The organism is Nostoc sp., assembly GCF_036919495.1.
Classification (GTDB): domain Bacteria; phylum Cyanobacteriota; class Cyanobacteriia; order Cyanobacteriales; family Nostocaceae; genus Nostoc.
Map to the genome: position 1 here is coordinate 111,346 of NZ_JBALBZ010000079.1, position 26,979 is coordinate 138,324.

Annotated in this window: 20 protein-coding genes, 1 tRNA gene and 1 pseudogene; 6 read left to right on the forward strand and 16 right to left on the reverse strand. The window is 41.4% G+C overall.

Going from position 1 to position 26,979, the window contains the following annotated elements; translation table 11 throughout:
- Positions 1-6: 6 nt before the first annotated feature.
- The 3 genes from V7K25_RS11070 to V7K25_RS11080 are packed head-to-tail and all read right to left on the reverse strand — an operon-like array spanning position 7 to position 2,021.
- Positions 7-708 (reverse strand): carbonic anhydrase, encoded by a 702-nt coding sequence (locus V7K25_RS11070; protein WP_335157924.1) that lies wholly within the window; start codon positions 706-708, stop codon positions 7-9.
- Positions 709-736: 28 nt separating this feature from the next.
- Positions 737-1,048, reverse strand: coding sequence for a P-II family nitrogen regulator (locus V7K25_RS11075; protein ID WP_335157790.1), 312 nt, complete (start codon positions 1,046-1,048; stop codon positions 737-739).
- Positions 1,049-1,052: 4 nt separating this feature from the next.
- Complete coding sequence (locus tag V7K25_RS11080) at positions 1,053-2,021, reverse strand: sodium-dependent bicarbonate transport family permease (RefSeq protein ID WP_335157791.1); 969 nt, start codon at positions 2,019-2,021, stop codon at positions 1,053-1,055.
- Between the two features lie 541 nt (positions 2,022-2,562).
- Between V7K25_RS11080 and pcrA the strand changes: the two genes are divergently transcribed.
- Positions 2,563-4,887 (forward strand): DNA helicase PcrA, encoded by a 2,325-nt coding sequence (pcrA, locus tag V7K25_RS11085; RefSeq protein ID WP_335157793.1) that lies wholly within the window; start codon positions 2,563-2,565, stop codon positions 4,885-4,887.
- A 48-nt stretch (positions 4,888-4,935) separates the two neighbouring features.
- Here pcrA and V7K25_RS11090 read toward each other — a convergent pair whose 3' ends face one another.
- The 6 genes and pseudogenes from V7K25_RS11090 to V7K25_RS11115 all read right to left on the reverse strand — a co-directional run bounded on the left by V7K25_RS11090 (position 4,936) and on the right by V7K25_RS11115 (position 8,697).
- Positions 4,936-5,229, reverse strand: coding sequence for an antibiotic biosynthesis monooxygenase family protein (locus V7K25_RS11090; protein ID WP_335157795.1), 294 nt, complete (start codon positions 5,227-5,229; stop codon positions 4,936-4,938).
- Positions 5,230-5,276: 47 nt separating this feature from the next.
- Positions 5,277-5,714: pseudogene (locus tag V7K25_RS11095) on the reverse strand (retron system putative HNH endonuclease); the annotation flags it as partial.
- Positions 5,715-5,726: 12 nt separating this feature from the next.
- The gene (locus V7K25_RS11100; RefSeq protein ID WP_335157797.1) at positions 5,727-5,927 is read right to left on the reverse strand and encodes a hypothetical protein; all 201 of its coding nucleotides are present in this window, start codon (positions 5,925-5,927) and stop codon (positions 5,727-5,729) included.
- Entirely contained in the window at positions 5,924-7,183 is a 1,260-nt protein-coding gene (locus V7K25_RS11105; RefSeq protein ID WP_335157799.1) for an AAA family ATPase, read from the reverse strand. The genes V7K25_RS11100 and V7K25_RS11105 overlap by 4 nt, the downstream gene beginning before the upstream one ends.
- Positions 7,184-7,241: 58 nt before the next feature.
- Entirely contained in the window at positions 7,242-7,775 is a 534-nt protein-coding gene (locus V7K25_RS11110) for a GAF domain-containing protein (protein WP_335157801.1), read from the reverse strand.
- 4 nt (positions 7,776-7,779) lie between these two features.
- On the reverse strand, positions 7,780-8,697 hold the full coding sequence (locus V7K25_RS11115) for a metallophosphoesterase family protein (RefSeq protein ID WP_335157803.1): 918 nt from the start codon (positions 8,695-8,697) through the stop codon (positions 7,780-7,782).
- A gap of 136 nt (positions 8,698-8,833) precedes the next feature.
- On the opposite strand from V7K25_RS11115, the gene V7K25_RS11120 reads away from it, so the two are divergent.
- Together V7K25_RS11120 and V7K25_RS11125 are read left to right on the forward strand one after the other, a co-directional pair.
- Positions 8,834-9,730 carry a hypothetical protein gene (locus tag V7K25_RS11120; protein ID WP_335157805.1) on the forward strand — a complete coding sequence of 299 codons (897 nt, stop codon included), beginning with the start codon at positions 8,834-8,836 and terminating at the stop codon, positions 9,728-9,730.
- An 85-nt stretch (positions 9,731-9,815) separates the two neighbouring features.
- Positions 9,816-10,646 (forward strand): ATP-grasp domain-containing protein, encoded by an 831-nt coding sequence (locus tag V7K25_RS11125; protein ID WP_335157807.1) that lies wholly within the window; start codon positions 9,816-9,818, stop codon positions 10,644-10,646.
- An 84-nt stretch (positions 10,647-10,730) separates the two neighbouring features.
- Here the strand turns inward: V7K25_RS11125 and V7K25_RS11130 are convergent, their stop codons facing one another.
- A complete protein-coding gene (locus V7K25_RS11130) occupies positions 10,731-12,746 on the reverse strand; it encodes a GAF domain-containing sensor histidine kinase (RefSeq protein ID WP_335157809.1) in 2,016 nt (671 codons plus the stop codon).
- Between the two features lie 94 nt (positions 12,747-12,840).
- Between V7K25_RS11130 and cobN the strand changes: the two genes are divergently transcribed.
- On the forward strand, positions 12,841-17,100 hold the full coding sequence (cobN, locus tag V7K25_RS11135) for a cobaltochelatase subunit CobN (RefSeq protein ID WP_335157811.1): 4,260 nt from the start codon (positions 12,841-12,843) through the stop codon (positions 17,098-17,100).
- 9 nt (positions 17,101-17,109) lie between these two features.
- Complete coding sequence (locus V7K25_RS11140; protein ID WP_335157813.1) at positions 17,110-18,222, forward strand: peptidoglycan-binding domain-containing protein; 1,113 nt, start codon at positions 17,110-17,112, stop codon at positions 18,220-18,222.
- 130 nt (positions 18,223-18,352) lie between these two features.
- Here the strand turns inward: V7K25_RS11140 and V7K25_RS11145 are convergent, their stop codons facing one another.
- From V7K25_RS11145 to lipA, 4 genes are all read right to left on the reverse strand, one after another.
- On the reverse strand, positions 18,353-18,808 hold the full coding sequence (locus tag V7K25_RS11145; protein ID WP_012407750.1) for a Fur family transcriptional regulator: 456 nt from the start codon (positions 18,806-18,808) through the stop codon (positions 18,353-18,355).
- 418 nt (positions 18,809-19,226) lie between these two features.
- On the reverse strand, positions 19,227-20,477 hold the full coding sequence (gene sigC / locus V7K25_RS11150; protein WP_335157815.1) for an RNA polymerase sigma factor SigC: 1,251 nt from the start codon (positions 20,475-20,477) through the stop codon (positions 19,227-19,229).
- A 674-nt stretch (positions 20,478-21,151) separates the two neighbouring features.
- The gene (locus V7K25_RS11155; RefSeq protein ID WP_335157817.1) at positions 21,152-22,081 is read right to left on the reverse strand and encodes an NAD(P)H-dependent glycerol-3-phosphate dehydrogenase; all 930 of its coding nucleotides are present in this window, start codon (positions 22,079-22,081) and stop codon (positions 21,152-21,154) included.
- 169 nt (positions 22,082-22,250) lie between these two features.
- Entirely contained in the window at positions 22,251-23,129 is an 879-nt protein-coding gene (gene lipA / locus V7K25_RS11160) for a lipoyl synthase (protein ID WP_335157819.1), read from the reverse strand.
- A 140-nt stretch (positions 23,130-23,269) separates the two neighbouring features.
- Here lipA and V7K25_RS11165 point away from each other — a divergent pair.
- Positions 23,270-23,343: transfer RNA gene (locus V7K25_RS11165), tRNA-Pro, on the forward strand.
- Between the two features lie 358 nt (positions 23,344-23,701).
- Here the strand turns inward: V7K25_RS11165 and V7K25_RS11170 are convergent.
- Complete coding sequence (locus tag V7K25_RS11170; protein WP_335157821.1) at positions 23,702-24,907, reverse strand: glutathione S-transferase family protein; 1,206 nt, start codon at positions 24,905-24,907, stop codon at positions 23,702-23,704.
- A gap of 320 nt (positions 24,908-25,227) precedes the next feature.
- Positions 25,228-26,832, reverse strand: a complete 1,605-nt coding sequence (locus tag V7K25_RS11175) for an SDR family NAD(P)-dependent oxidoreductase (RefSeq protein ID WP_335157823.1) — start codon at positions 26,830-26,832, stop codon at positions 25,228-25,230.
- Between the last annotated feature and the right edge of the window lie 147 nt (positions 26,833-26,979).

Here is a 26,979-nt window from a genome sequence, read left to right on the forward strand (position 1 = left end):
CCCGATCTAAGTAATAATAGTTACCTTCCCTGTATCCAAATCGTAACGACCCCCGACAATTTTTAATTTGCCCGATCGCACTTGCTCAGTTAAAAGCTGCGATCGCTCCAACCGTTCAATTTGATATTGCACATTTGCCACCACAGCATTCTCAACCGCATCACCCGACTGACTCTTGACCTTTTCCACTGCTGGCTTAATTGCCTTCACAAAAGTACTAATATCACCGAGTAACGATTCGTTTTGGACGGCGGCGGTTACAGCCCCACAACGCTCATGCCCCATCACCATCAGCAGTGGAGAACCTAACAAGACAACCGCATATTCAATACTACCTATCGCTTCATGTGTAGCGATATTTCCGGCAATCCGAACATCAAAAATGTCTCCAATGCCTTGATCGAAAACAATTTCTGCGGGGACTCGTGAATCCGCACAACTAAGAATAGTTGCAAATGGATGTTGAGCTTGAGCAACTTCCTGCAACCTTAGTGCAGATTGATCGGGGTATTGGGGTTGATGATTAATAAATCGCTGATTTCCCTCTATCAGCTTTTGCAATGCTGCATCGGGACTGAGGGATTGCGGGGAAGTTGAGGGTATATCGGCAGCTTGAGCCTGTTCAACCCGCCAGAGTAAATCGCTGGCAGATAGCATCATACCAAACGCACCGGTCATTCCTAACTTCAAAAAGTCACGACGTTCCATGAAATGCTTCATTGAATTTATAACTCTCTTACATCGACGCTACACATCTGACAGAGCGAATTTCCATCACATCGGAAACGTAACAAGTACCCCCAAACTTATTAAGGAGTGGTTTGATATTTTCTACAACCCGCTTGAGTTGTTCTGGCATACAAAACGCGAGGATGTAAACATTATCAAGCATGGTCATGTCTAAATCTTCTGTCGTTCCTTGTAATCCTTTACCAGCAACATTTCGGATTACTGCATGGTTATGTACACCCGACTTGTCTAAACTATCTAAAATTTTGGCAAGCTCAAAGGAGTTGGCGATAATTTCTATCTTTTTAACTACGTGCATATTATTACCTCCAGAATAGGTTAATTCCGTATAGATATAACGGAATTCCCACAATAATATTGAACGGGAATGTTACTGCTAAAGCGGTTGAAACATACAGGCTGGGATTTGCTTCGGGAACAGTCATCCGCATAGCCGCAGGGACAGCGATGTAAGAAGCACTGGCACACAATACAGCGAACAAAAGCGAATCTCCGCGAGGCATACCGATCAATTTGGCGATCGCTAATCCAATGCCTGCATTGAGTATTGGAATTAGTATGGCAAATAAAATTAGGAAAACTCCGGTTTTTTGCAAGTCTTTAATTCTTCTGGCAGCGACTAGTCCCATGTCAAGTAAAAAGAAGGTGAGAACACCATAAAACAACCCTTGAGTAAAGGGTTCTAAGACATGCCAACCGCGTTCACCTGTCAAGACACCTATTAATAGACTACCTACTAATAGAAAAACTGAACTATTAAGAAATGCTTCTTGCAAAACTTCCGGCCATGAAAACTCTCGCTTTCCATCGGCGGTGAATATATTCACCAAAATTAGACCAACTATAATTGCTGGAGATTCCATCAGGGCAAGGGCTGCCACCATGTAACCATCAAAAGCAATGCCAAGCTCAGTTAAAAAAGCGCTAGCTGTGATGAAAGTAACGGCACTGATAGAACCATAAGTTGCTGCGATCGCAGCCGCATCGTAAGTATCCAATTTCCACTTCAAGATAAAAAAGGTGTAAATTGGAACAACACAAGCCATCATCATTGCTGCTGCGAGTGTTAGAACCACTTCCTGAGTGATGCCGCTTTTGATTAGTTCTACCCCTCCTTTAAAACCAATGGCAAACAGCAGATACAACGAAAAGAGTTTGGGCATTGGTGCGGGAATTTCTAAATCAGACTTGACAAAAACAGCAGTCATGCCTAAAAAGAAAAACAGGATTGGCGGATTCAAAATATTGGATACAATTAAGCTGATATCCATATCCACTCCTCCTTATATTGGTTAAACCTGAAATTAAAGAAATTTTTCATCTTTAAAAATTTAACGGTTGAATCATGATGTATCGTGTATTGCTACCCTAAGTCAATTGGGTACTCAAGGAGTGAATAGTCCTATTGGTGACAATACTCTTGGCTAGGTATTACAGCGTTTTTCAAGCAAATCTGTAGGGGCAATTCATGAATTGCCCCTACTGTTGACAACAGAAATAAGTGAGAGCTTGCCCAGTATTTTTATGATTTTTGATTCCCCGTCGCTGATTTTACGACAGAACGCGCAGGAATAATTGGTCGCTAACCTATCTATGTAGAAAAGTTAATGTAATAACCAAAAGTGGCGGAAAACTTGTACAACCTGGTGGGCGAAAGGGTATAGGGAGAACGTCTAATGAAGAGTATCGGTGACAGGTAAGCAAACTACTGTGCCACACAATCTTTATTAACCAAGTTTCGTTAAGATATTGTAACCTGGGCAATAGCAACTCTCTATTGATGTGACGCCAGGCAATCGCTTTTTCACATCCATGACAACAACCATCGACTTTCTCAGTCACCTTAACCCTAGCCAACGTCAAGCTGTCGAACATTACTGCGGCCCTTTGCTAGTTGTTGCTGGCGCAGGTTCCGGTAAAACACGAGCGCTGACTTATCGCATTGCAAATCTAATTCTGAAACACCGTGTCGATCCAGAGAATATTTTGGCGGTTACTTTCACCAACAAAGCCGCACGGGAAATGAAAGAACGGATTCAACGGCTGTTTGCTGAACAGCTAGCGATGAAACAACACGGTCAACGTTTTGATTTGTTGACAGAATACCAACAAACGCTACTGCGATCGCAAGTTTACAAAGAAACTATCAAAGACTTATGGTGTGGCACTTTCCACAGTCTATTTTCTCGTATTCTCCGTTTTGATATTGAAAAATATGTAGACGAAAAAGGACGGCGTTGGAATCGTAATTTCTCTATTTTTGATGAATCAGATGTGATGACTCTGATTAAAGAAATGGTTAATAAAGAGCTAAATTTAGACGATAAGAAGTTTGACGCCCGCTCTGTTCGCTACGCTATTAGTAACGCTAAGAACCAAGGGTTATCGCCCCAAGAATTTGAGCAAGACCAACCAAATTATCGCGGACGGGTAATTGCCCAAGTTTACAATTTATATCAAGATAAGTTAGCACAAAACAACGCTCTTGACTTTGACGATCTTATTCTTGTACCGACTAGATTATTTCAACAAAACGAGCAGGTATTGGGTTACTGGCATCGCAAGTTTCGTCATATTCTCGTAGATGAATATCAGGATACTAACCGCACTCAGTATCAACTGATTAATTTATTAGTTACTAATGGCGAAACCAAAAAGAGCGAATGGCAATGGGAAAATCGCTCAGTTTTTGTTGTCGGTGATGCAGACCAATCAATTTACAGCTTTCGGATGGCAGATTTCACTATCTTGTTAGGATTTCAAGAAGACTTTGGCGATGGTTTGGTAGATGATGACACCCGGACAATGGTTAAGCTAGAAGAAAACTATCGTTCTTGTGAAAACATTCTGCAAGCGGCTAATGAACTGATTGAAAATAACACCCAACGGATTGATAAAGTTCTGAAAGCAACGCGGGGGACGGGTGAGCAGATTACTTGTCACAAAGCCGATGAAGAACTTGCAGAAGCGGCATTTGTAATTAATCAAATTAGCACTTTAGAAAATCAAAATCCAGAGTTGAACTGGGGTAGTTTTGCCATACTTTATCGGACGAATGCCCAATCTCGACCCTTTGAAGAATTGTTGGTGAAATATCAAATTCCTTACACAGTTGTGGGAGGAATGAGGTTTTACGATCGCAAAGAAATTAAAGATGTAGTTGCTTATTTAAGAGCGATAAATAATCCAGCCGATACAGTCAGTTTATTACGAGTTATTAATACTCCCCGGCGGGGAATTGGCAAAACCACTATTGACGCTTTGATAAACGCATCTCAGCAATTAGGGACAACTTTGTGGGAAATACTCAGCGATGAAACATCAGTTAATACATTAGCTGGACGGGCGACAAAAGCTGTAAATAACTTTGCCGCAATGATTAGCCGTTGGCAAGGACAAGTCGCCACGCTTCCGGTGACAGAGGTTTTGCAAGGAATACTAGAAGATTCTGGTTACGTTCAAGACTTGATGAATCAAGGCACAGATGAAGCCACAGATCGGGTACAAAACGTCCAGGAACTTTATAACGCCGCGCTGCAATTTCAAGAAGAAAACGAAGAGATTTCCCTGCGAGATTTTTTAAGTAGTGCTGCCCTCAGTTCCGATTTGGATAACTTAAAAGAAGGACAGACAGCCGTTTCTTTGATGACTTTGCACGCTTCCAAAGGTTTGGAATTTCCCGTAGTATTTTTGGTGGGATTAGAACAGGGGCTATTTCCCGGCTACCGTTCCCTAAGCGATCCTGCATCTTTGGAAGAAGAACGCCGCCTATGTTATGTGGGAATTACTCGCGCCCAAGAAAGGTTGTATTTATCACACGCGCGAGAACGTCGTTTGTATGGTTCTCGTGAACCTGCGATGCGATCGCAATTTCTCGACGAATTACCAGAAGAATTATTAACTACTCAACGCCTGAGTCGTCAAACTTATACTAAAAGTGCCTCTACTCCGAATGGAAAGCAAGACACGAAGCATAATTGGCAAGTAGGCGATCGAGTATTACATAAAACTTTTGGAATTGGTGAAATTACCCATGTTTTCGGAACGGGTAGTAAGATGTCTGTAGCAATTAAATTTGATAGCTTAGGACAAAAAATTGTTGACCCAAGAGTAGCGCAGTTGCAACGAGTAGAGTGATACAATCGCAGATCCCCGACTTCTTTGAGAAGTCGGGGATCTTGTTTTTCATATTTCAATTTCTTCAAAGTGTTCAACAGTGGGAAATGGCTCATAAAAATGATGCAGAAGTTTTTTCCACTCTTGATACTCAGCAGAACATCTAAATCCTACAGTATGAGATTCTAAAGTTTCCCATCTGACAAGTAATAAGTATTTACCTTGGACTTCTATACATCTATGCAATTCATGGGATAAATATCCGTCCATTGAGGAAATAAATTTAGAAGCTTTTTTGAAAGCAGCTTCAAAATCTGATTCTAGACCAGGTTTAACATGAAGCATAACTGCCTCAGTAATCATATACTATTTGGTAAGAATTAAGTTAATACTATTTAATATAATATGAATCAAAAATAATTCTTGAGTAAATAGGTAATTGCAGCGCAAAACGGAGTGTATTGGTCATTAGCATCTAACTTCTGATAACCTTCAGCAAGCAGTTGTATTTCTATTTCAGTCAAACCTTCAGTAGCCAGCAATGCAGCATCAATTGCTACTTTACGCATCTTTTGCAGTTTGTCAATATCAAGTGCAAGCTTCTTAATTGTTGTGTCAGCAATAGCTTTTTTACCTGGATTATCTGTCGGTAGAATTTCACCAGAAGCAGGATATTTAAAAAAATCAGCACAGTTTATTTCCAAAGGTGAAACCATGAGATTTTCATCGTACCAATACTTTTTCTTATGTCCACAATGCACCGGAACAGTAGGAGGTTTTTCACTTTCTCCTTGACATGAAGCAATAAGATTTGTATACTCCAGTGCCAGATTTGGATAAGTCCTACGAGGTTTGAAGTGTTATATGTGGCTAGTTATTCTAGTGATACGCATTCCACAATAGCAACAGATATATCCCTGTTCCTTCAGTAAAGCATCATGTACAACAGGTTTTTCTGGTATTTGAAAATTATCATCCCAGCTAGGTTTCCAATCATCATTTTCCAGAGCCTTCCACTTGGTAAATCGTTCTGGTTCCTGACTCTTTTTGATGTGCTTCATCGGTTGAGAATTTCCTTCCGCCGAATGAGTACATCTGCTTTAACAAACTCTGGCTCATCTGCTCCAATTTCAATAGCCAATTGTTGACGTAATTGCCTAGCACCTTCAATATTTCCAGCATCAATTAGTCGAAAAAGTTCTAAAAGACTTTCTTTAATTTCCTGCGGACGTTCTGGAACACCCATGAGGTCTTCTAAAATGCGATTGCTATCTCTCCCAAAGGAACTTTCTGGTTTTTTAGCAACAACACCTTCGTCTGTTTTTTCTAGAATAAAAATTCCTTCCGGCTTGACTTGGCTAATTACTTGAGGCGAATGAGTAGTGACGATAAATTGACAATTAGGGAATGTTCTTGTCAAAGCTGGAATGATTTCCCGTTGCCATTTTGGATGTAGGTGGAGTTCAATTTCATCAATTAAAACAACACCACTACCTTGGAGCGGATCTGGTAAACTAGGGTTAGCGATCGCTAATCGTCTTGCTAAATCTCCAACCATTGCTAGTAAGCACTTCTCCCCATCAGATAGCTGATTAACTATGAGTTCTTTACCTTGTTTTTGCACAGTCATTCTCATTAGCGGTGAACGACGCACGCGTAAATTAGAAAAACTCGGTATTAATGAAGATATGGCTTGCCTGACTGATTCTAATTGCCTATCTCGATAACTAGAATTACCTTCCAGGCGTAACTCATTCTCTAAATCTTCTTGCTTTTTAAACCATTCAAAGAAGATTCTAAACTCACTTCCTACTCCTGTAAGTGCGTTTTCATATACATCTATTTGTTCAAATGAATGCTTTGTGCGAATCTTCAAAGGAATATCCAACACTGCACGATTGGTGGAATAATAAACTAAGACAGGAATATTTAATTCATTAGATATATATAAATCTTTTTTGATATTTTCAGCAACCTTTGTTATGGCTGACAGATTAGTGTTAGTATCTTTGCTTAATCCTTTATGTACCTTGGTTAGAGACCATATTGCTTCTTCAGAATTCAATGAAACAGTGATTTCGTTATGTGTTTCCTTTTGCCCATTAGTGATGTCTTCCTCCCTGAAGACTCTTCCCGAAGATGTTGAGTGTTGAATCGAGCTAGTAAAACGCGATAGAAGAATAGCAAGGCAATCAATAATACTCGATTTACCTACACCGTTGATACCAATAAATACCGTTGGCTCTCTTTCATCGAACTCAAGCGTCAAATCGCCGATTCCACGGAAGGATTGCATTTTCAAGCGCTTGACTTTCATAGTTTTAACAATGCTGAACGTAATTTAATACAGCTAATAAATCGGTGATAAAAAACAGCTAATCAAAAGCAGACTTGACATAAGAAACTGTAAAAGGTGTGATTTTATCGACAAGATTATTAATTACCCCTCGTTCATATTCAGTCCAAATTCTGGGATGACCAAAAATGCATGGTTGTAAAATTCCCCAGAGTTGACCATCCTGGCGGATATGAGCATGTATAAGGGCGCGATGTCCAAAATTCTTCTGTTCATATTCCCGATTTAAAATCTGAGAATCAGCTGTTTCTACATCTTCGACAAAGATTGAAGGTTCAGCACGTAGTGCAGCAGCAAACATCGGATCTTCATCGGGTAAAGATGGAGGTTGAGCTTCCCATTTTTCATTATAAACAGTAGGTACATCTGGAGTACGAATCCAACAAAAGGCAACTCTACCAAGGTTATTTTGTGGATTATGCAGGTATAGAAAACATCTATCAGACTGCAAAAAATTGCCTATAGCTGGTAACAGTGCAGAAAAGAGAGCATCTGGTGATTGAGATGATTCTACAATATTGTTAAGCGCAGAAGGAAGTTCTTGCTGAGTCATATAACTAAGCTGATTTCAATTGAATAATCCCTTTATCAAAAATGCGATTATCAGTAGCGATCGCACTTACTTCTATTCTATCTTTATACACCTCATAACAGGCAAAACTTAAATCACTTGTAGAATACTTTGTCCACTCAGAACGCCCTACAGGACGATTCCCAGCACCTGCACCACAAATTAAATAAGTTGTACCATCAATAGCACGAGTGCGTTCATAACTATGTTCGTGACCATTGATGTAAAGTTGAACGCCGTATTTTTGAAATAGAGGAGTGAAAGTTTTAATAAAATCTGGATTACTCCCATACTGACCCGATGAATAAATCGGATGATGGCCAAATACAACTTTCCAAGGAGCTTTACTAAGGCTTAATTCTTTTTCTAACCAAATTAGCTGGTTTTTCCAATCAGCATTACCGTTAGTATCTAAAGCGAAAAATTGTACTTGATTACGTTTAAATGTATAATAACGTCCCTTCATATTAAAGCCAGCATACTTGATTTGTGGTTCGCCATTTTCAGTACGAATATCGTGATTACCTAAACAAGCCTGAAATTTCACACCAAGCTTTAGCAAAGCTTGATAGGGACGTTCAAAAACTTCGCCAATTTTTTCAATTTCGCCGTTATTGTAAATGTTGTCTCCAGCTAAAACAACTAAATCATAAGGATTTCGCTTGTGATATGCGTTCATCGCTCCAGCCACAGCATACTGTCCTTTAGCTCCAGTCCCTGTATCAGCCACAGATACAAAACGTAATAACAAGTCTTTTTTGGCTGGGTTGGCGGCTATAGCTGTTGTTGAATCGGTAATATCAGCAGTTTGATGATTTTTATCAGCTAACATCCAGGCTAAAAATCCCGTACTAATGGCGCTGAAGCTACTTAAAAATAAAAATTGACGGCGTTTTAGGTTCATAACTCACCAAATTTAATAAATAGTCAGTTTAGCTGAAGCAATGTGCAATTGAAGTGATACATTAAGGCAAAAGAAGGCAGCACCAGTAATAATGTACGTTGTTTGTCTTTGATTCGCTGCTTTTGGTGAAAGTTCCATGTCACAAGACAATCAGTCAAAACCGACGGATAAGCAAGTAAATCAACCTCCCCAAAAACCTTACCAGAGAGTTCAGCCATTTTGGAAGGCTAAAATTATCCAACTTCTGCAAGGGACGATTGGGGTTTTAGAAGTCACCGTGGAGAAACTGGAGACAGCACCCCCACCTGGTACTGAGGAAAAACCTGGCTTTTTCCAACAGTTTCAGTTGTGGTGGGGTGGACTATTAAGGACAATCCGCTTGTTTTTGCCATCAAATTTGTCAACAAAGTTATCTGATACGGCTTTGACCGGAATTGTTACTGCAATTGCTGTAATTATCGTTTGGACAACTGCGAGTGTCTTTACTGGTAAACCTACTGAAATCGCAACAGTTCCACCCGTTGAAGAAGTTCCTGCACCAACACCGACACCAACGATAACTACTCCACCTGAGTCAGTTGCACCCGAACCAAAGCCACCAGAGGAAATTACGCCGCCGCCAGAAGTAGAAATTCCGCCACCACCAACGCCGGAAGCGAAAGCGGAACCCGAACCAATTCCCACGCCAAAGCCAACACCAGCGATAGAATTGACACCAGAACAAGCCTTGATTGCAGCTATTGAAAATCAGGTAGCCGAAATTAGCGATCGCATTGCCTCTGGTCTGATAAAGTCAATTCAAGCCAACTTCCGTACAAGTAACTTGACTGTGAAAATTAGTGACGATTGGTACACTCTCAAAGAATCTCAGCAGGACAAACTAGCTGGGGAGATATTACAACGCTCTCAAGAATTGGATTTTACTCATTTAGAAATTGTTGACTCCCAAAATAGGTTGATAGCGCGTAACCCAGTTGTTGGTACTGAGATAGTAATTTTTAAACGGCAAACAGCAAGTAAAAATAATTCGTAATACTCGCCATTCGCGTAGCGTCTCGTAGAGAAGGCGAGAAGCAAGCTACGTAATTCGTAATTTGGACGTTTCACTTCAAGTATTTATGTTAGATAATGTTTCGCTATTGCTCCAAGCTTGTGAAAACTTAAATATCAGCTATGAAATTTTTAAACCTGCTGAAAATTTAATAAAAATTAAACTCAATAATAAACAGCATTATTTTTGTAACTATAGCACTCCGTTAATTAATCAAGCAGTAGCAAAACTAATAAAAGATAAAGAATACACTTACCATATTTTAAAGCAAAAAATTAAACTTCCTCGAACAGTAGGTTTTCTTTCCCCTTTTTGTGACATTCAATATAAAATTTATTTAAAATTTCCCAGTATTCAAGATATCGTATTAGAGATTAAAGAAAAATTTGAAACACCAGTGATTGTGAAAAGGAATTCTGGCTCTGGTGGGCATAACGTTTTTTTATGTCAGAATACAGATGAAATTGAAACTGCTGTAAAAGAAATTTTTAATATTAATCATAAGTATGATTACGTTGCGATCGCTCAAGAATTTATTCACATTAAATCTGAATATAGAGCGATTTTTTTAAATAAAGAATTAGTTTTGCTCTATGAAAAAGATATAAGTGATGCAGAGTTTGTGGGTAACCTCAGCCCTCTGCACTGGAATGGTGCCAAAGCAAAGTATATCAACGAACCAAAAATATTGTCAGAGATTGCTAATTTTGCTCAACCAATTTTTGAAGAATTAGACCTTAATTATGGTGGTTTAGATATAGTTTTAGATCGAGATAACCAATATTGGTTGATTGAAATCAATTCTCATCCAAATTATAGTATTTTTACTAGAGACAACGGAGAGGAGCTTGTGTTGAAAATATTTGAAAAAATGCTTATTAGTCTAGCCTCAAATTGAATAAATCATTACAAAGACGCGATAAATCGCCGTCTCTACAAAATACTGATTATTGGGCTATTCATCGCGTCTCTTGCTTAACTACTAACTCACCGCTCTCATCGCCTGAGTTGGTATCCATACAGTAAAAATTGAGCCAATACTTACAGTTGATTCTACTTCAATTCGTCCCCGATGGAGTTCCACAAGTTGTTTAGTTAAAGCTAGTCCAAGTCCAGTACCTTCGTAGCGGCGGCGATAGGGTGTATCGAGTTGCTGAAATTTATCAAAAATTAATGGTAATTGTTCATCGGGAATGCCTATCCCGGTGTCTTCCACTTGAAAAATAGCAGTATCATCTTCCACCCAAAGACGTAAGGTTACGCTGCCATTTTCGGGAGTAAATTTAATCGCATTAGTTAACAGATTCCAGAGAATTTGTTCTACTCGTTCTCCATCGGCGGTAAAGCGATCGCGCTTAGGATCGATTTGCAAATCAAGGTTGAGATTAATTTGTTCACTGATTGCTTTTTTTCGCAGTGACTCTATAGCATTTTCAGCAACATTCACTAAAGAAAATTCCGAAATATTTAAAGCTGTTTTCCCAGCCTCGATTTGTGATAAATCGAGGATGTCATTAATCATTTCTAATAAATGTTCTCCACTGTCGTGGATTGTTTGCAGATAACCCCGTTGTCGTTGACTCAATTCACCCAAAGGCCAACGTAACAATGTAGATGACATCCCAATCACATAAGTTAAAGGCGTGAGCAATTCGTGACTGATAGTAGCGAGAAACTCACTTCTGAGACGGTTAGCAGCTTCGGCGGCGAGGAGAGCATCACGTAATCCTATTGTGCGTTCAATAACTCGTTGTTCGAGAGTTTGTTTTTCTTGGGTAAGCGTTTGCATTAACTCAGCTTGGTGAATTGCGATCGCTAATTGTTCTGCGATCGAAGTCAGCAAGTTTTTTTCACTCTCAGTCCATTGGTGTGGGCGATCGCACTGATGAGCAATCAGCAATCCCCATAATTTGTCCTCAAATATAATCGGTGCTGCTAACTTAGCCCTAACTTGGCTTTCCCTCAAAAAATTCAACAAACACTCTTCTAGAGCATAAGTTTTTTCGACATCATCCACAGCTAAGGTAAAGCCTTGGCGATACTTTTCCCAACATTGGGAGGTTCGGATAAAGCAATTTTTTTCCGTATAATTCAACACCGATGTAATAGCATCTGTAGCCCGGGCTTCATAGACAATATAACCTCGATAGTTTTGCCAGTTTTCTAGTAATGGTTGATTATTGGCTGACACAGAAGGCGAGGGTTTATCCTTGTTCTCTGGTATAGAAAAATAGATTTTGGAAGATTCCCCAATCGACTGTTCCATACCCGTTAGCAGTGCGCTTCCACTGAAGGGAATAGTGTCAGACTGGTATTGTTGAGCCTTGACTTTGGAACCTTCAAATTTATAGATTACTAATCTGTCTAATTCTAGAAACTCACGCACTTGTGTAATTGCTGTTGCCATAATCACCGGCAAATCCAGGCTTTTGCGGATTTGCGTTGTTACCTGATTTAACAACCGCTCTTGGGAAATCTGTTTTTTTAAAGCATCTTCCACTGGCTGACAGATATAAATTGTCGGCGCAGTTGAGCTTGGAGGTGCTATTATTTCTTGGTTTGGCTGAGTTAGGAGATATTCTAATAACAACAATGAAAATTGACTTTGCAGCGTGGCATTATTAGGGCGAATAATTTGGCGATAGCCTTCAAGATTTTGGTAAGTGGAGGAATCACACTCAAACAAGTCTCTTAATTCGTAGACAAATGTTGCGATCGCATCCAAATTAAATGTCAAGCGAGCATTGATTCCTGAATAACTTCCCTGCTCCTCGTCAAAGTTTCCTGCCAAAAGGACACTAAACCGCTCAGAAACCACTAATGTAAACCTTTGCCTTTGCCGCGCTGGAGGTATACAAATTCGCACCAGAACAGCTTCTGTGAGTACCAGAGGGTCACATTCTACAGTTTGAGCCATCTGTTCTAACAATTCCCCAAGCTGATTAAATACAACAATAGGCAAGGTTCGACAAAAGCTCAAATCAGGAGAACTAAGCATTTTCAATCATTTTAGTGAGAGGGGGCTAAATGCAGGGGAAAAAATTTGTTTTGATTATGTATTAACCAACAGTTTAAAACGGTAAGACAGAATTATGCATCGTATAAGTAGCACACCAGGCGGATGGAATCAGTCAGAGAGCTTAATTTTTTTAGAACAAACTCCAGCGCCTTTCGTGTTGATTACGGCTGCTGATACCGACATTCAAACTTTAGCGGCTGCGGTGACAAAATTACCTGCAAGCTTTCCGGCATTAAGAGTTGCCAATCTGTTGCAATTGCAGCAACAATTAAGTATAGATACTTATGGAGAGCAAGTTTTAGAACTTGCCCAAGTAATTATTTTGCGCCTGTTAGGAGGACGTTCCTACTGGAGTTATGGCTTAGAAGTAGTGCAAGAAATTGTGCAACGTAATGGTAGAACCCTCATTGTAATGCCAGGGGACGACGCTTTTGATCCCGACTTAATTTCTCAGTCTACCGTGCCTGTGAGTATTGTTAATCAGGTATGGCAGTATTTCAGCGAAGGCGGCGTAGAAAATTTCGTTAATGCTCTCCAATTTATCTCTGATACTTGCTTGTCAACTGCATACAATCCGCCGTTACCCCGTCCAGTTGAGTGTGTGGGATTGTATGAATGGGGAGTGGGGGATGAGGGAGCAGGGGGGGCAGGGGAGCAGGGGAGCAGGGGAGAGTTAGAACCTCGTTCATCCACCTCAGAACTCCGTTCATCCACCTTTGAACCGGATGAATCCACCTCGGAACTCCGTTCATCCACCTTTGAACTGGATGAATCCACCTCAGAACTCCGTTCATCCACCTTTGAACTGGATGAATCCACCTCAGAACTCCGTTCATCCACCTTTGAACTGGATGAATCCACCTCGGAACTCCGTTCATCCACCTTTGAACTGGATGAATCCACCTCGGAACTCCGTTCATCCACCTTTGAACCGGATGAATCCACCTCGTCTCCTTGTCCCCAATCCCCACTCCCCAAAATCGGCATCCTTTTCTACCGCGCTCATTATTTAGCGGGAAACACTAAAGTAATTGATGCTTTATGCGAAGCTTTAGTACAGAAAAATTTACAACCAGTGCCAGTATTTGTTTCCTCATTGCGTGAACCGGATGTGCAAGTTGAGTTGAGTGAATTTTTTCAACCCAAAGAAGGCGAATCAATAGCTGTACTGCTGAATACCACCAGTTTTTCTCTAGCACGCTTGGAAAGCGAAACACCCCAAACTGAACTATGGGAAAAATTAGATGTGCCTGTGTTGCAAGTGATCCTCAGTGGCGGATCAATTGAGCAGTGGGAGTCACAGTTTCAAGGGCTTTCTCCCCGCGATATTGGGATGAATGTGGCGCTACCAGAAGTAGATGGGCGAATTATTACTCGTGCTGTGTCTTTTAAAGCCGTACAAACTCGTAATCCCCATCTAGAGACAGATGTGGTAGTTTATGAACCAGTGAGCGATCGCATCGAGTTCGTTGCTAAACTAGCAGCAAATTGGGCGCGTCTACGTTCTAAACCACCCCAAGAACGGCGAATAGCCCTAATTTTGGCAAACTATCCCAACCGCAATGGCCGCCTCGCCAATGGTGTGGGACTTGACACTCCAGCTAGCTGTGTAGAAATCCTGCAAGCTTTACATCAGGCTGGGTATGAAGTAGAAAATCCACCTGCTCAAGGAGATGAGTTGATTCAACGCCTGACAGATGGCGTAACCAATGATCCAGAAGGCCGAGAATGGCTTCCGGTAAACCAAAGTGTTTCTTGGGAAGAGTATCAAAAATATTTCGCTTCATTACCGCCAGCAGTTCAGCAAGGTATTAGCGAACGGTGGGAAATGGGGCAAGGTGCAGGAGGCAAAGGTGAAAACTCTTCTCCCCTGCCCCCTGCACCCTGCCCCTCTGCCTCTTTCCCCGTTCCCGGAATTCAACTCGGCAACATCTTCGTGGGAATTCAACCAGCAAGAGGTTATGATAATGACCCCAGTTTGAATTATCATGCACCGGATTTAGAACCAACCCATGCTTATTTAGCTTTCTACTATTGGGTTAGAGAAACTTTTGGTGCTGATGCTGTAGTTCATGTAGGGAAACACGGAAATCTAGAATGGCTACCGGGTAAAAGTGTGGCTTTATCGAGTAATTGTTATCCAGAAGTGGCTTTTGGCGCACTTCCCCACCTGTACCCGTTTATTGTGAATGATCCTGGTGAAGGTTCCCAAGCTAAACGTCGCGCTCAAGCGGTGATTATAGATCACCTAACGCCGCCGATGACTCGTGCGGAACTCTACGGTTCTTTGCAGCAGTTAGAAAATTTAATTGATGAGTATTATGAAGCGGACAGTTTAGATCCTTCGCGTTTGCCAGTGATTCGCGATCGCATCCACGAACTGGTAATCAAAGAAAATCTCCATCTAGATTTAGGAATCCAAAATGAAACAGAAATTTTTAAGTCTGTTAGCGCAGCGTTAGCGAGTCCGCGAGCGTCATCCTTAATTTTGAATTCCATCGGTGGTTATCTTTGTGAATTGAAAGAAGCCCAAATCCGCGATGGGTTGCATATTTTTGGGCAATGCCCCCAAGGAAGACAGCTACGAGATTTAATAGTAGCGATCGCTCGCATCCCCAATCGCCATTCTTCAGGTATTACCCGTGCGATCGCTCAAGATTGGGGACTAGATTTCGATCCCCTCACAGCCGATTTGTCAATGCCTAGCGGTGAATACTCAATAGTCAATGGCACAGAATGCCGTACCCTCGGTGATATCGTTGAAGTCCTAGAAGAATACGCCGCCCTCTTAGTCGAACAACTAATAAATCAGAATTCTTGTACAGACGCGATGAATCGCGTCTTTGCTGGGGGGGGAGACGCGATTCATCGCGTCTCTACCTGGATACGCGATCGCCTCCTTCCCGCCTTACAAAAAACCGATCAAGAAATCACCCACTTATTACACGGACTCGATGGCGGTTACGTCCCAAGTGCCCCATCTGGCGCACCCACTCGCGGCCGCCCAGAAGTTCTACCAACAGGGAGAAACTTTTATTCTGTCGATATTCGCGCCATTCCCACAGAAACAGCTTGGGATATCGGGAGAAAAGCCGCCGAAACCCTCGTTGAATATTACACTCAAGAACACGGTGAGTATCCAAAAACACTAGGCTTATCATTGTGGGGAACAGCCACCATGAGAACAGGCGGTGATGATATAGCCGAAGCCTTAGCTTTACTCGGAGTGCAACCTGTCTGGGATGGTGCAGCGCGGCGAGTAGTGGATTTTGAAATTTTGCCCTTGGCGATTTTGGGGCGTCCCCGTGTAGATGTCACCTTGCGAATTTCGGGATTCTTCCGAGATGCTTTTCCCAACTTAATTGACTTATTCGCTCAAGCAGTGTCAGCAGTAGCAGATTTAGATGAACCGCCAGAACAAAATCCTCTAGCGGATGCAGTTCGGCAAGAAACTGATTTGTGGACAAGCCAAGGATTAACTGTAGAAGAAGCCGTGGTGCGATCGCGCTATCGCATCTTTGGTTCTCGCCCAGGTGCTTACGGCGCCGGACTCCAAGGTTTAATCGAATCGCAAAACTGGACAGACGACGAAGATTTAGCCCGCGCCTACATCAACTGGAGTTCTTACGCCTACTCATCGGGAGCAGAAGCAGGGGGAGTAGGGGGAGCAGAGGGAGCTGGGGGAGTAGGGGGAGTAGGGGAGGATAAAATTTCCCCCCAGTCCCCAATCCCCAGTCTCCAATCCCCAATCCCCAATCCCGAAGCCTTCAAACAACGCTTATCCCAAATGCAAGTTGTCCTACACAATCAAGATAATCGTGAACACGATCTACTAGATTCTGATGATTATTACCAATTTCAGGGTGGCTTAACTGCGGCGGTGCGTTCTCTACAGGGGAAAAATCCCGAAACTTATTTTGGTGATAATTCTATACCCGCTAAACCACGAGTCCGCCAACTCAAAGAAGAAATTGCCCGGGTGTATCGTTCTCGCGTAGTTAATCCCAAGTGGATTGCCGGAGTTATGCGCCACGGATACAAAGGAGCCTTTGAAATGGCGGCGACGGTAGATTTTTTATTCGCCTACGATGCAACAGCTAAATGTGTCGAAGATTACATGTATCAAGGCATAGTAGACGCTTATTTACTCGATCCAGTAGTCGTAGAATTTATTCAAGAAAAGAACCCTTATGCACTGCGTGATATTGCAGAAAAATTATTAGAAGCACACAAGCGCAATTTGTGGGAGGATGTAAATATAGGAACATTAGAAGCTTTGAGGAACCTAGTACATCAAGCTGAAGCAGTGATCGAAGAAAAATCAATGGTGTAGGAAACAAATATGGAAAATCTTGCGTATTTGCACCTAGCTTTCGCCTACGAAGACAGCACACCCAGTGAATTGGTCTCCCTCAGTTCCTTGTTTAAGGACGCAGCTGCACCAGACTGGAAACGGCTTTCAGGTAGGGCTTGGAAGTATATGTTGCCCCTTGCTCTGTCTTTATCTATTCTTGGCGCTGTTACTAGCGTCATGGCACTGGAAAAAGGCGATCAAGGCCCTTCCGTTAGAAATCTACAACAAAAGTTAAAAACAGCAGGCTTTTACCAAGCTTCTGTTACCCAACTATATGACGCATCCACACAAGAAGCTGTGCGGCGCTTTCAAAAGGCTGCTGGTTTACCAGTGGACGGCATTGTTGGAGCAAACACCCTGCAAAAATTAGAAACTTGGCAAGCTAAAAAAACTACTGCTGTAAGAAGCGCACAAGCTAAAAATCCCAGCACAACTAGTTCAGCCAGTTCAGCAACTAGCCAACGCCGCAATTCCAACTACCTTACTAAAGGCGCTGAAGGTGAAGATGTCAGAGCTTTGCAAGAACGCTTAAGAATCGCAGGCTTTTATTACGGAAACGCCACAGGAATATTTGGCCCAATTACCGAAGAAGCTGTCAAGCGGTTCCAAGATTCTTACAAATTAAGCGTTGACGGTGTTGTTGGCCCAGCAACATTAGCTAAATTGCCGGGAATTGGCATTGGTGATGGAGAAGAGGCTCCCACAAAGGTAGTCAATCGCAATAAACTTCGTGTAGGCGATCGCGGCGAGCCAGTTAGACTACTTCAAGAACAGTTAATCCAGGCAGGATACTTAGAGGGAGAGCCAAATGGCTACTATGGCCCTTACACTGCCGATGCTGTACGGAGATTCCAAGCAGCTAATTACTTGTCAGCAAGTGGTGTTGCTGGCCCAACTACGCGAGCTAAGTTATATAGCTCAGTTAATACTACTAGCAAAAGCGAATTTAATACTTTAGAAATCCAAACGCGACTACGGGAGCGCGGTTTTTATAAAGGCAAGCTGAACGGTGTGATGGCATCTGACACCAAAAAAGCAATTAAACAAGCCCAAGAATTCTACGGCATCAGTCTCAAGGATCTTAAGAGCGGACGCTTTTAACATCCGCTTTGGCGTTGTTAGTATCAGTCCCCAACTGGTTGCTTGCCTCCAGTAACAACAAATTACAAACTGCTCAAAATTCCGTTTATTTGGTTAATTTGAGTAGTTTTGTTTTTTATCTACCCAAGTGCTAAAGCGGCATCAGTGCCCGTTGGCACTTGGGACACACTGCATGAATGGTCATTTGACAGTCCAGTAGGTGAAAACCTTCTTTTTGAGCAGTTTTCGACCCAATTTTTAAAATTGAGTCATTTTTAAACTCAATAGTTGAGTTGCATCTAACACAAATTAAGTGATGGTGGTGATGGGGATAGGGCTGGTTGATTTCATAATGCTTATGTCCCTCGCCCAGTTCTAGTTCCCGTAAAATTCCCATCCTTGCCATCAACTTCAAAGTTCGATAAATAGTTGACAGACTGATCCCTTCACCATCAGTTTCTAGCCGATGATAAAGATCCTCGGCGCTTAGATGTTCACCTTGCGGAAGTTCTTGAAAAATGTGTAAAATTGTTTCGCGCTGGGGAGTTAATCGCCAGCCTCGTTCGTTCAGTTCTGCCTTGAGCGAAGTAGTTGTGTAGACAGTCATACTAATATTTCTCAACAAAGCTCGTTAGTTGAGAATATAACAAATCTTGGGAGCAATTTGCAACAATCATTGTCTATTGAGAATTCTTACTAAATATTTAAGAACAATTCATCAAATCTTGAGCAAAAATTAAGTAATAAGCTGTAGTGCATTTAATTTGCATACAGCTAATAGTTAGGATACTTGTAACGATTGCATCCCTTGACTTTGAATTTTGTATAAGTTAATTTTGAATTGTGCAGTTGCTCCCCACCTTCAAGATATTTGAGCAAGGGTATGGGGAAACTCTTGCACAGTTAAATGCAAATAATTTGCTACAAGCCTCTAAAAGGCTTTAAATATGGGATAAAATCAGCCATTTGTCGGTAGTCATTTGTCAAATGTAGTTTTTTAATGACAAATGACTAATGACAAATGACTAACTTAAAGATTCCAAATAGTCACGGATGAGGTTGCGACGCTTGGGTTGACGTAGCTTTTGCAAAGCCTTGGATTCGATTTGTCTGACTCGTTCCCGTGATAAATCGAGAGCGCGACCAATTTCTGCTAATGAGTAAGGATGACCATCTGCCAAACCAAACCGCATCAAAATTACATCGCGTTCCCGGCTAGTCAAATCTGACAGAAGATGATGCAAATCTCTTTGTAAAGATTCTCGCATTAACATTTCTTCTGGAGTTACACTGTCGGTTTCAAGTAATTCGCCTAACTCAGTGTCTTTATCTTTACCTACTTTGGTTTCCAAAGAAACGGAGCGAGGAACCCGCAACAAAACTTCTCGTACTTGGGTCGGTGTCATCTCTAACTCAGTTGCTAAATCTTCTAGAGTTGGGGTGCGACCTTTTTCTTGAGCAATTTTGCGTTGGGCCTTTTTGATTTTGTTTAACTTTTCGGTAATATGGACAGGGAGGCGGATAGTGCGACTAGAAGTAGCGATCGCCCGTGTAATTCCCTGACGAATCCACCAGTAAGCATAGGTACTGAAGCGATAACCCTTCGTTGGGTCAAATTTTTCTACAGCCCGCTCCAAACCAAGTGTGCCTTCTTGGACTAAATCCAACAATTCCAAACCGCGATTTTGATACTTCTTAGCAACAGACACAACTAGGCGAAGATTCGCCTTAATCATGTGTTCTTTTGCTTGGAGTCCTTGGGACTGAACTTGCTCCAACTCTTCTACAGTCAACTTGGCGATTTCAGCCCAGCGACGTTTGCCTTCTGCCAAAGTCGGCCTAAGATCCGATAAAACTATATCAGCAGTAGCAGCCCATCTTTCCAAAGACGGCCGATGTCCCAGTTCGGAAGTAAGACGCTCTTGAACTTCAATTAACCGAAGATAGGGCGTAATCACTTCATCCCCTTCCTTGGCGGCTTTAGCAAGTACTATCCGCATCCGCAAGTAGCGTTGGACTTTTTGAGCTTCTGAAACCTCTTCATCGCGCCCCAACAAGCGAACCCGACCAATTTCCTGAAGATATAGACGTACTAGGTCTGTACTCCGACGGTTAGTGTTAGCAGCAAAGTTAGCATTGTCAGCAGAAGCTATCTCTAGCTCTTGTAGGTCATCTACCGATAACTCACTTTCGTCAACCGTGAGATCCGAGTCCAAAGCCTGGCGGGACTTTTTGGTATTGTAGGGGGCATCTGCATAAAAAGATGTTGCTGGCATAAAGATCGTCTCAATGGCTCCAGGTAACAATAGATTTCGGTCAGCTTAGATTACGGTCAGCTATTCAACTGTTGCTATTGTTCCCGTGATTTACGATGAACTAACATGGTTGAACGTTCCATTACAATTTTTTTTTGAAATTAACTGTAATGGTTTTATTGGATACAGCATTACTGAACTTAATCGGCTGCTAAACTTTTGATTGAACCAATAGCTATTCAAATCGGCAGCTAGGTTTTCAATATTTCAACTACTTAGTTAACATTTCAACCTTGATGGTTTTTAATAGTAGCTTTTTTAACACGGTATAAACATCCTTAAGTGAATGTCATCTTTATAATTGGCATAGTCACATTTACATGGCTACAAAAGTAATATCCTGACGATTTAGCAATTTTTTCTCAGGATTATTCAGGTATAAGTAGAGCTAATAGATATTGAAGAAGTGATTAGTATTAACGGCAAAAATCCTATTGATACGGATATAGAAGAGTGGGGAAATAATACTCTCTCCGTGTCCCCGCGTCCTCACGCATGTTAGCCTTAACCTGCCAATTTCAACTTGATAGACTAATGTCTGTCAAGCTAACGAAAGCCTGGTATGTAGTAAGCACTGAAGTTCTTACTACAAGGACTTTAGTCCTTACTACAAAATTATTTACCAAAAAAAACTACTAGTAGTTGTACTCTGGCTTGATATCTCGCAGCATCAGTTCATCAAGCGCTTGTCGAGGTGTGACTTCACCCTGAAGTAAACGATAAACTTGCTCGGTAATTGGAACAGGAATGTTTTGTTTCTTGGCTCGTTGCATCAAAACTCGGCAAGTGTTCACTCCTTCAGCAGTTCCTTGTAAATTTGCGAGAGTTTCTGTAAGTGAATTACCGCCAGCTAGCTGATAGCCTACTTGGTAATTGCGACTTAAGGGACTATTGCAGGTTGCTAACAAATCTCCTAGACCTGATAAACCATAAAATGTTTCTGTCTTCGCACCCCAGTTGTTGCCGATGCGAACCATTTCTGTGAGTCCACGGGTGACTAAAGCAGCTTTGGCATTGGTTCCCAGTTGTAAACCATCGCACACACCGGCTGCGATCGCAATCACATTTTTCAGTGTTCCTCCCAATTCCACTCCCAAAGGATCAGGATTGGTATATACCCGAAAACGCCCAGAAGAAAATACTAACTGCACTATTTCCGCAGCTGTGGGAATATTACTGGCTACCACCGTGGCTGCTGGTAATTCCATTTGAATTTCTTTTGATAAATTTGGCCCAGACAAAACAACTACTGCATGGTTAGGGAATACTGTTTGCCAAATTTGCGACGGCGTACAGGTGGTTTGAGGGTCTAAGCCTTTCGTCGCTGTGACAAAAATTGTCTCTGGAGAAAGGGGGAAAGACTGGACTTGAGAAGCAACATCCCTCACACCAATCATCGAGATAGCGGATAGGATGATTTGGACATCTTTTAAAACTGCTTGGATAGTTTGCGAACCTTGACGTGACCACACGCGCACCTGATGACCATTTGCTGTGGCGAGATTTGCCAGAGATGCACCCCAAGCACCCGCACCAAGAATTGCTACAGTTTTTGGATTAGTCATTAATCAAAAGTCTCCCCATCACCCCATTCTCTTAACTGACTGGATTTTAGATTTTAAATTTTGGATTTTGGAATTGAATAATTCAAAATCCAAAATTTAAAAAGGTCTGAATGCGAACAGCATCTCCAAGAGTTGTGCCCGAATTTAAACGCAAGAACAAATCTCAAATCTAAAATTGGCTCCGGGGGTAGCGTTGCATTAATTCCCTAACTTGTTCAGCATGATATGAGCTTCTTGTCAATGGTGAAGAAACAACTTGTAAAAATCCGATTTCTTCTCCGAATGCCTTCCAAGCAGCAAATTGTTCTGGGTTGATAAATTCATTTACTTGCAAATGTTTTTGACTGGGTTGGAGGTATTGCCCAATTGTCAAAATGTCGCAATCTACAGTTCGCAAGTCTTGCATAACCTGGCGAATTTCGGCATCAGTTTCACCGAGTCCGACCATGATACCAGATTTAGTATATGTGCTAGGAGAAACTTGGCGAGAGCGGTGCAATAATTCTAAAGTGCGATCGTAGTTTCCTTGGGGACGCACCCGGCGATACAGGCGGGGAACTGTTTCTGTATTGTGGTTTAATACCTCTGGTGCAGCTTGTAGAATCAACTCTAGAGCATTCCAATTACCGCACAAGTCAGGAATTAGTACCTCAATTGTGGTACTGGGTGAAACAGTACGAACTGCATTAATACACGCTATAAACTGAGACGCACCACCATCTGACAAGTCATCTCGGTTTACAGAAGTGATCACAACATGGCTAAGTTTCATGCGGCGAACAGCTTCTGCTAGTCGTGCAGGTTCCGTGGGGTCTAGTGGTTTGGGTTTTTTCTCAAAATCAATATCGCAGTAGGGACAAGCGCGTGTACAAGCCGGGCCCATAATTAAAAATGTGGCAGTCCCAGCATTGAAGCATTCACCAATATTCGGACAGGATGCTTCCTCACAAACTGTATTGAGGGCTAAATCCCGCAAAATATCTTTAACGTTACCAATGCGCTCACGCCCAGGTGCTTTTACCCGCAACCAGTCTGGTTTTACAGTCACAATCTGCTTTTACCACTAGAGTTATACAAATTTAATCGTAGCAAGCAAAGCCTTTGGTAAAGTGATCATATATATATAGATGTAATTCTGTTATTTGGCACGGGTTGTGATATTGTTAATTTATAATGGCATTTTTATGCCGGGATGTGGCGCAGCTTGGTAGCGCACTTCGTTCGGGACGAAGGGGCCGCTGGTTCGAATCCAGTCATCCCGATTGTACATTCGCAAATTATAATATGTCGCTATTCGCAAATTAATGTCGTTTTTTGCAAATTAGTGCCGCTTTGACTGTTTTTTAGAGTCAATTTAATTATACTGAATTTTCGCAAATTAATGTCGCGACTATGATGTGGTGGAGTTGATTCCACTACACTTGTAGAATATAGTAAAAAGCTCAGAATATTCCCGAACGAAGTGCGCCTTTCAACCTTCCTAATTGAAACAAATATCTCACGTAGTAACAACAAAAATTACCTTTCAACCCACCCCTAGCCGGAATGGTGGTTGAAAATTTTCGTTATAGTTTTTTACCTGCATCAGCTTAGAATACTCTTGCTCCAGACGATTTGGTTCTACTTGATGACAAAGTTAGACGGGTCTTGATCTCGTCGATGCTTAGTGGGAATGGGGGCTGGCTGCCCATCACCCGCAAGAGCTGCGGTTTTCTCCAGGGATTCCCTCAATCGCTTGGCTGCGTAAATGGACATATCTCGCGGTACATTAATGCGATCGCGCAAATATCGTAGAGCGACATCAGAACCCGATGGAGGTACACAGTCTGCACCTGTCATCATCTGTGTTAAAGCACAACGTAGAGCTTGATCAAACAATTTATAATCTAAAGGGTTGACTCGGATAATATTGATGCGGTGTTCGATAGTTCGTTGAAGAGCTTCCATGCGGGAGTTTTCCGGTTCTGGATAAGTAACGTCTGGTAGCCCAAACCAGGGGCCCTTATCCACCCGTGCTTTATTGAGAAGCATCTGGGTTTCGCCATTTTCCCAACAGCCCCCCATTTGTGGCGGCAAATCATGTGCATGGGTATGAAAGTCACTTTGGGTTCCGCAGTAGGTAGGTCGGCTTTCCATTGCTGCAAACCATGCGCTCAAGCGAGGGTTTTCTTCTCGTAGGGAGTAGCCCTTGTAGTAGTAAAGGCTCGCATTCATCCGTTCGAGATATGGCGTAAAAATGACATCGACGATGCCAAAGCCCGATAGAAAGTAAGGGCTTGGGGTATGACCCAGAGCCTCCTCGACCCTAGCCACCACTCCAATAAATTGTTCTCGGTTGCGTTGTTCTTGTTGAGAGGAACTGGCTTTAGAGCAAAGCCAAGCGCACCAGGCTCTAAATAAAAGTCGTTCTAATTGACGCAGAGGAAGCACTGTGCGGTCTTCCATCCCTTGGCTCAATGGAGCAAAAACCTTTTCCAAAGCGATCAAAATATCATCGCTTTCCTTAATAATCCGTCCATCTAGCTCGATTGCAGGGAGCATTCCTGATGGTACCTTACGTTTATACCAACTTTCTTTCTCCCCATAGCAGAACATTGTCACTTTTTCGATCCGATAGGGGATCTGTTTTTCCTCTAGCCATAACCAAACTTTTTGACAGTAAGGACACCAGGCATGGTTATCGCGGTACAGCGTTACCCGCACATCAGATTCCGCCTGACCAAACAAGCGCAACCTGGCTCTAGCGTTGGTGAGACCATTAACGGTATCTATTTGATAATCCGTGAGGGTTTCTAGTTCTTCCCAGCTTAAGGGTGCGGTAGTCATAGAGGGAGTTGCGTAGGGCAATACTTAGGACAGTTCTATACTCTACAATATTTTCAATTACACCAAGGCTTAATTTAACCGATAAGTTCCCCCATCTGGAAAAGATATTGGACAAATAGCAGCCTGAAAGTTTAGTCTGCAAAGGCATTGCTGAATCACAGAGGCGGTTATGAAGCACTTAAACAATACAAATACGACTTCAGAGTGACTTGATGATTTACTACTAGTTAATAGGCCTCTTGCAAAATTATTTTCAATACTTAAGTATTTGTTTTCACGACAGGATACTGTTACCTGAGCTTTCTTACTTTTCAGACATTCTATTTAGGAGCAACGCTATTTTGTGATTGCAAAATTACAGGTTTATGGTAATTAGAAGTATAACCTGGTAAAACTTTTACCCCTGGCTGAGTCAATCTTAGCGTTAAAGAAAGTCTAACTTTACCACTATTATTACGTATTGAACGATGTAATAGTGTATTAGTAAATAGTACAAACTCACCAGGACGTAACACTACAGGAATAGCTTTTTTTGCAACTTCATCAATGATTTCAAAAAAGTTATTTCCACTAAAAGGATCGGTTCCTTTTATCTGGCAATTTTTTAAGTAAATATTAGGTATATACTCAAATCCATTATATTCATTCACTTCTGTCAAAGCTATATAAACATTGATAGTTTTACCATCTCCTTCCAGGAGTTTAGAATAAGAGTCTTGATGCCAAAAAGGAATTAATTGCTGGGCGGGATAATTTACCCATAGTTCTGACCGCCATAATACTAAATTATCCCCTAAATGAGCATTAAGCCTCTCTAATAAGTTTTTATCTTCACATAATTGCAAAATTACAGGTGAATCTAAATGTCTTTCCATGTAAAAACATCTGGTAAACACTTGAAGCGATATAATGAATAACGAACCAATATCAACTCTAATACATGATTTAACTACCTGTTTTAATAATATTTTTATTGGGATGTTTATAATAATTTTATCAAAAATATATTGGGTAATCTCAGCTATTTCATTACTGCTTAAACTCAGAGAATTTGGCCCCCATATTTCATCAGTACCATCATAATTAATTTTCTTTGTATTCTGCTTTTGGTTGCAACCAGTCCATAATAAACTATATTCCCATAATTGCTGTGATAATTCTTGATTTTGTGCTATCTCAGGTAATATAATTTCTTGAGCGTGACTATCTAAAAATTTTCCACTAATATTTTCATAATCTGGGGAAGTAGCACAAACAAGGGTACTATATGCTCCGGCTTCTGAAGAAATACCTAAACCTAAATATTTACTGAGACGATGCCATATAGTAATATTTGATTGCACAAAGCCTGGATGTATGGCGTTAACAGTGACTTGAGAATTATTTAATCGCTGAGAAAGTTCTCTTGTTAAAAGTAATAAAGAGAGTTTTGAAACGGCATATAATTTTAGGAAATTTAAAGGTGTTCTTTTAACTAATAAATTCCAGTCAATACCACTTGGAGATAATGCCAAATCGGATGCTAACATAATAATGCGGCTAGGAGCAGATTTTTGCAAATTCTCTAGTAATAAATAAGTCAGCAAAAAATGACCTAAATAGTTCGTTCCCCAAATCAGTTCAAAACCTTCTTTGGTTGTACCTCTGTTGTTGAATATCCCCGCATTATTGACTAATATATGTAATGGCAAATTATACCCATTAAATAGTTTTACACACTTACGAACTGAATCTAAAGAAGCTAGATCGAGAGGTAAAAATTTCACATTTTCATTTCCGGTGGTTTGGCGGATGTAGTCTATAGCTTTTGCGGCTTTATTTGCCGAACGACAGGCAATAAATACATGATTGCCTAATTTGGCTAAACCTATAGCAGTCATTAAACCTACACCAGAATTACCACCTGTAACCAGACACACTTGCATAATTTCCGCTCTCTTAGTATTTATTTCCAACTAATTGCTAATTGCTAGAAATGTAGCCAGTATTAATATAACGTTAAGTATTTCATCATCTTGCATCATGATTAAATCTTTCTATAATTTGAATTGGGCGGTTAGGCATCACCGTGC

Bases quoted from the DNA above. Each gene is read 5' to 3' on its own strand.
- V7K25_RS11090 (WP_335157795.1), bottom strand. From the start codon at position 5,229: ATGATTACTGAGGCAGTTATGCTTCATGTTAAACCTGGTCTAGAATCA.
- cobN (WP_335157811.1), top strand. From the start codon at position 12,841: ATGCATCGTATAAGTAGCACACCAGGCGGATGGAATCAGTCAGAGAGC.
- V7K25_RS11075 (WP_335157790.1), bottom strand. From the start codon at position 1,048: ATGCACGTAGTTAAAAAGATAGAAATTATCGCCAACTCCTTTGAGCTT.
- V7K25_RS11140 (WP_335157813.1), top strand. From the start codon at position 17,110: ATGGAAAATCTTGCGTATTTGCACCTAGCTTTCGCCTACGAAGACAGC.
- V7K25_RS11070 (WP_335157924.1), bottom strand. From the start codon at position 708: ATGGAACGTCGTGACTTTTTGAAGTTAGGAATGACCGGTGCGTTTGGT.
- V7K25_RS11145 (WP_012407750.1), bottom strand. From the start codon at position 18,808: ATGACTGTCTACACAACTACTTCGCTCAAGGCAGAACTGAACGAACGA.
- V7K25_RS11170 (WP_335157821.1), bottom strand. From the start codon at position 24,907: ATGACTACCGCACCCTTAAGCTGGGAAGAACTAGAAACCCTCACGGAT.
- V7K25_RS11115 (WP_335157803.1), bottom strand. From the start codon at position 8,697: ATGAACCTAAAACGCCGTCAATTTTTATTTTTAAGTAGCTTCAGCGCC.
- V7K25_RS11130 (WP_335157809.1), bottom strand. From the start codon at position 12,746: ATGCTTAGTTCTCCTGATTTGAGCTTTTGTCGAACCTTGCCTATTGTT.
- V7K25_RS11175 (WP_335157823.1), bottom strand. From the start codon at position 26,832: ATGCAAGTGTGTCTGGTTACAGGTGGTAATTCTGGTGTAGGTTTAATG.
- V7K25_RS11120 (WP_335157805.1), top strand. From the start codon at position 8,834: ATGTCACAAGACAATCAGTCAAAACCGACGGATAAGCAAGTAAATCAA.
- V7K25_RS11105 (WP_335157799.1), bottom strand. From the start codon at position 7,183: ATGAAAGTCAAGCGCTTGAAAATGCAATCCTTCCGTGGAATCGGCGAT.
- V7K25_RS11080 (WP_335157791.1), bottom strand. From the start codon at position 2,021: ATGGATATCAGCTTAATTGTATCCAATATTTTGAATCCGCCAATCCTG.
- pcrA (WP_335157793.1), top strand. From the start codon at position 2,563: ATGACAACAACCATCGACTTTCTCAGTCACCTTAACCCTAGCCAACGT.
- V7K25_RS11110 (WP_335157801.1), bottom strand. From the start codon at position 7,775: ATGACTCAGCAAGAACTTCCTTCTGCGCTTAACAATATTGTAGAATCA.
- sigC (WP_335157815.1), bottom strand. From the start codon at position 20,477: ATGCCAGCAACATCTTTTTATGCAGATGCCCCCTACAATACCAAAAAG.
- V7K25_RS11100 (WP_335157797.1), bottom strand. From the start codon at position 5,927: ATGAAGCACATCAAAAAGAGTCAGGAACCAGAACGATTTACCAAGTGG.
- V7K25_RS11125 (WP_335157807.1), top strand. From the start codon at position 9,816: ATGTTAGATAATGTTTCGCTATTGCTCCAAGCTTGTGAAAACTTAAAT.
- V7K25_RS11155 (WP_335157817.1), bottom strand. From the start codon at position 22,081: ATGACTAATCCAAAAACTGTAGCAATTCTTGGTGCGGGTGCTTGGGGT.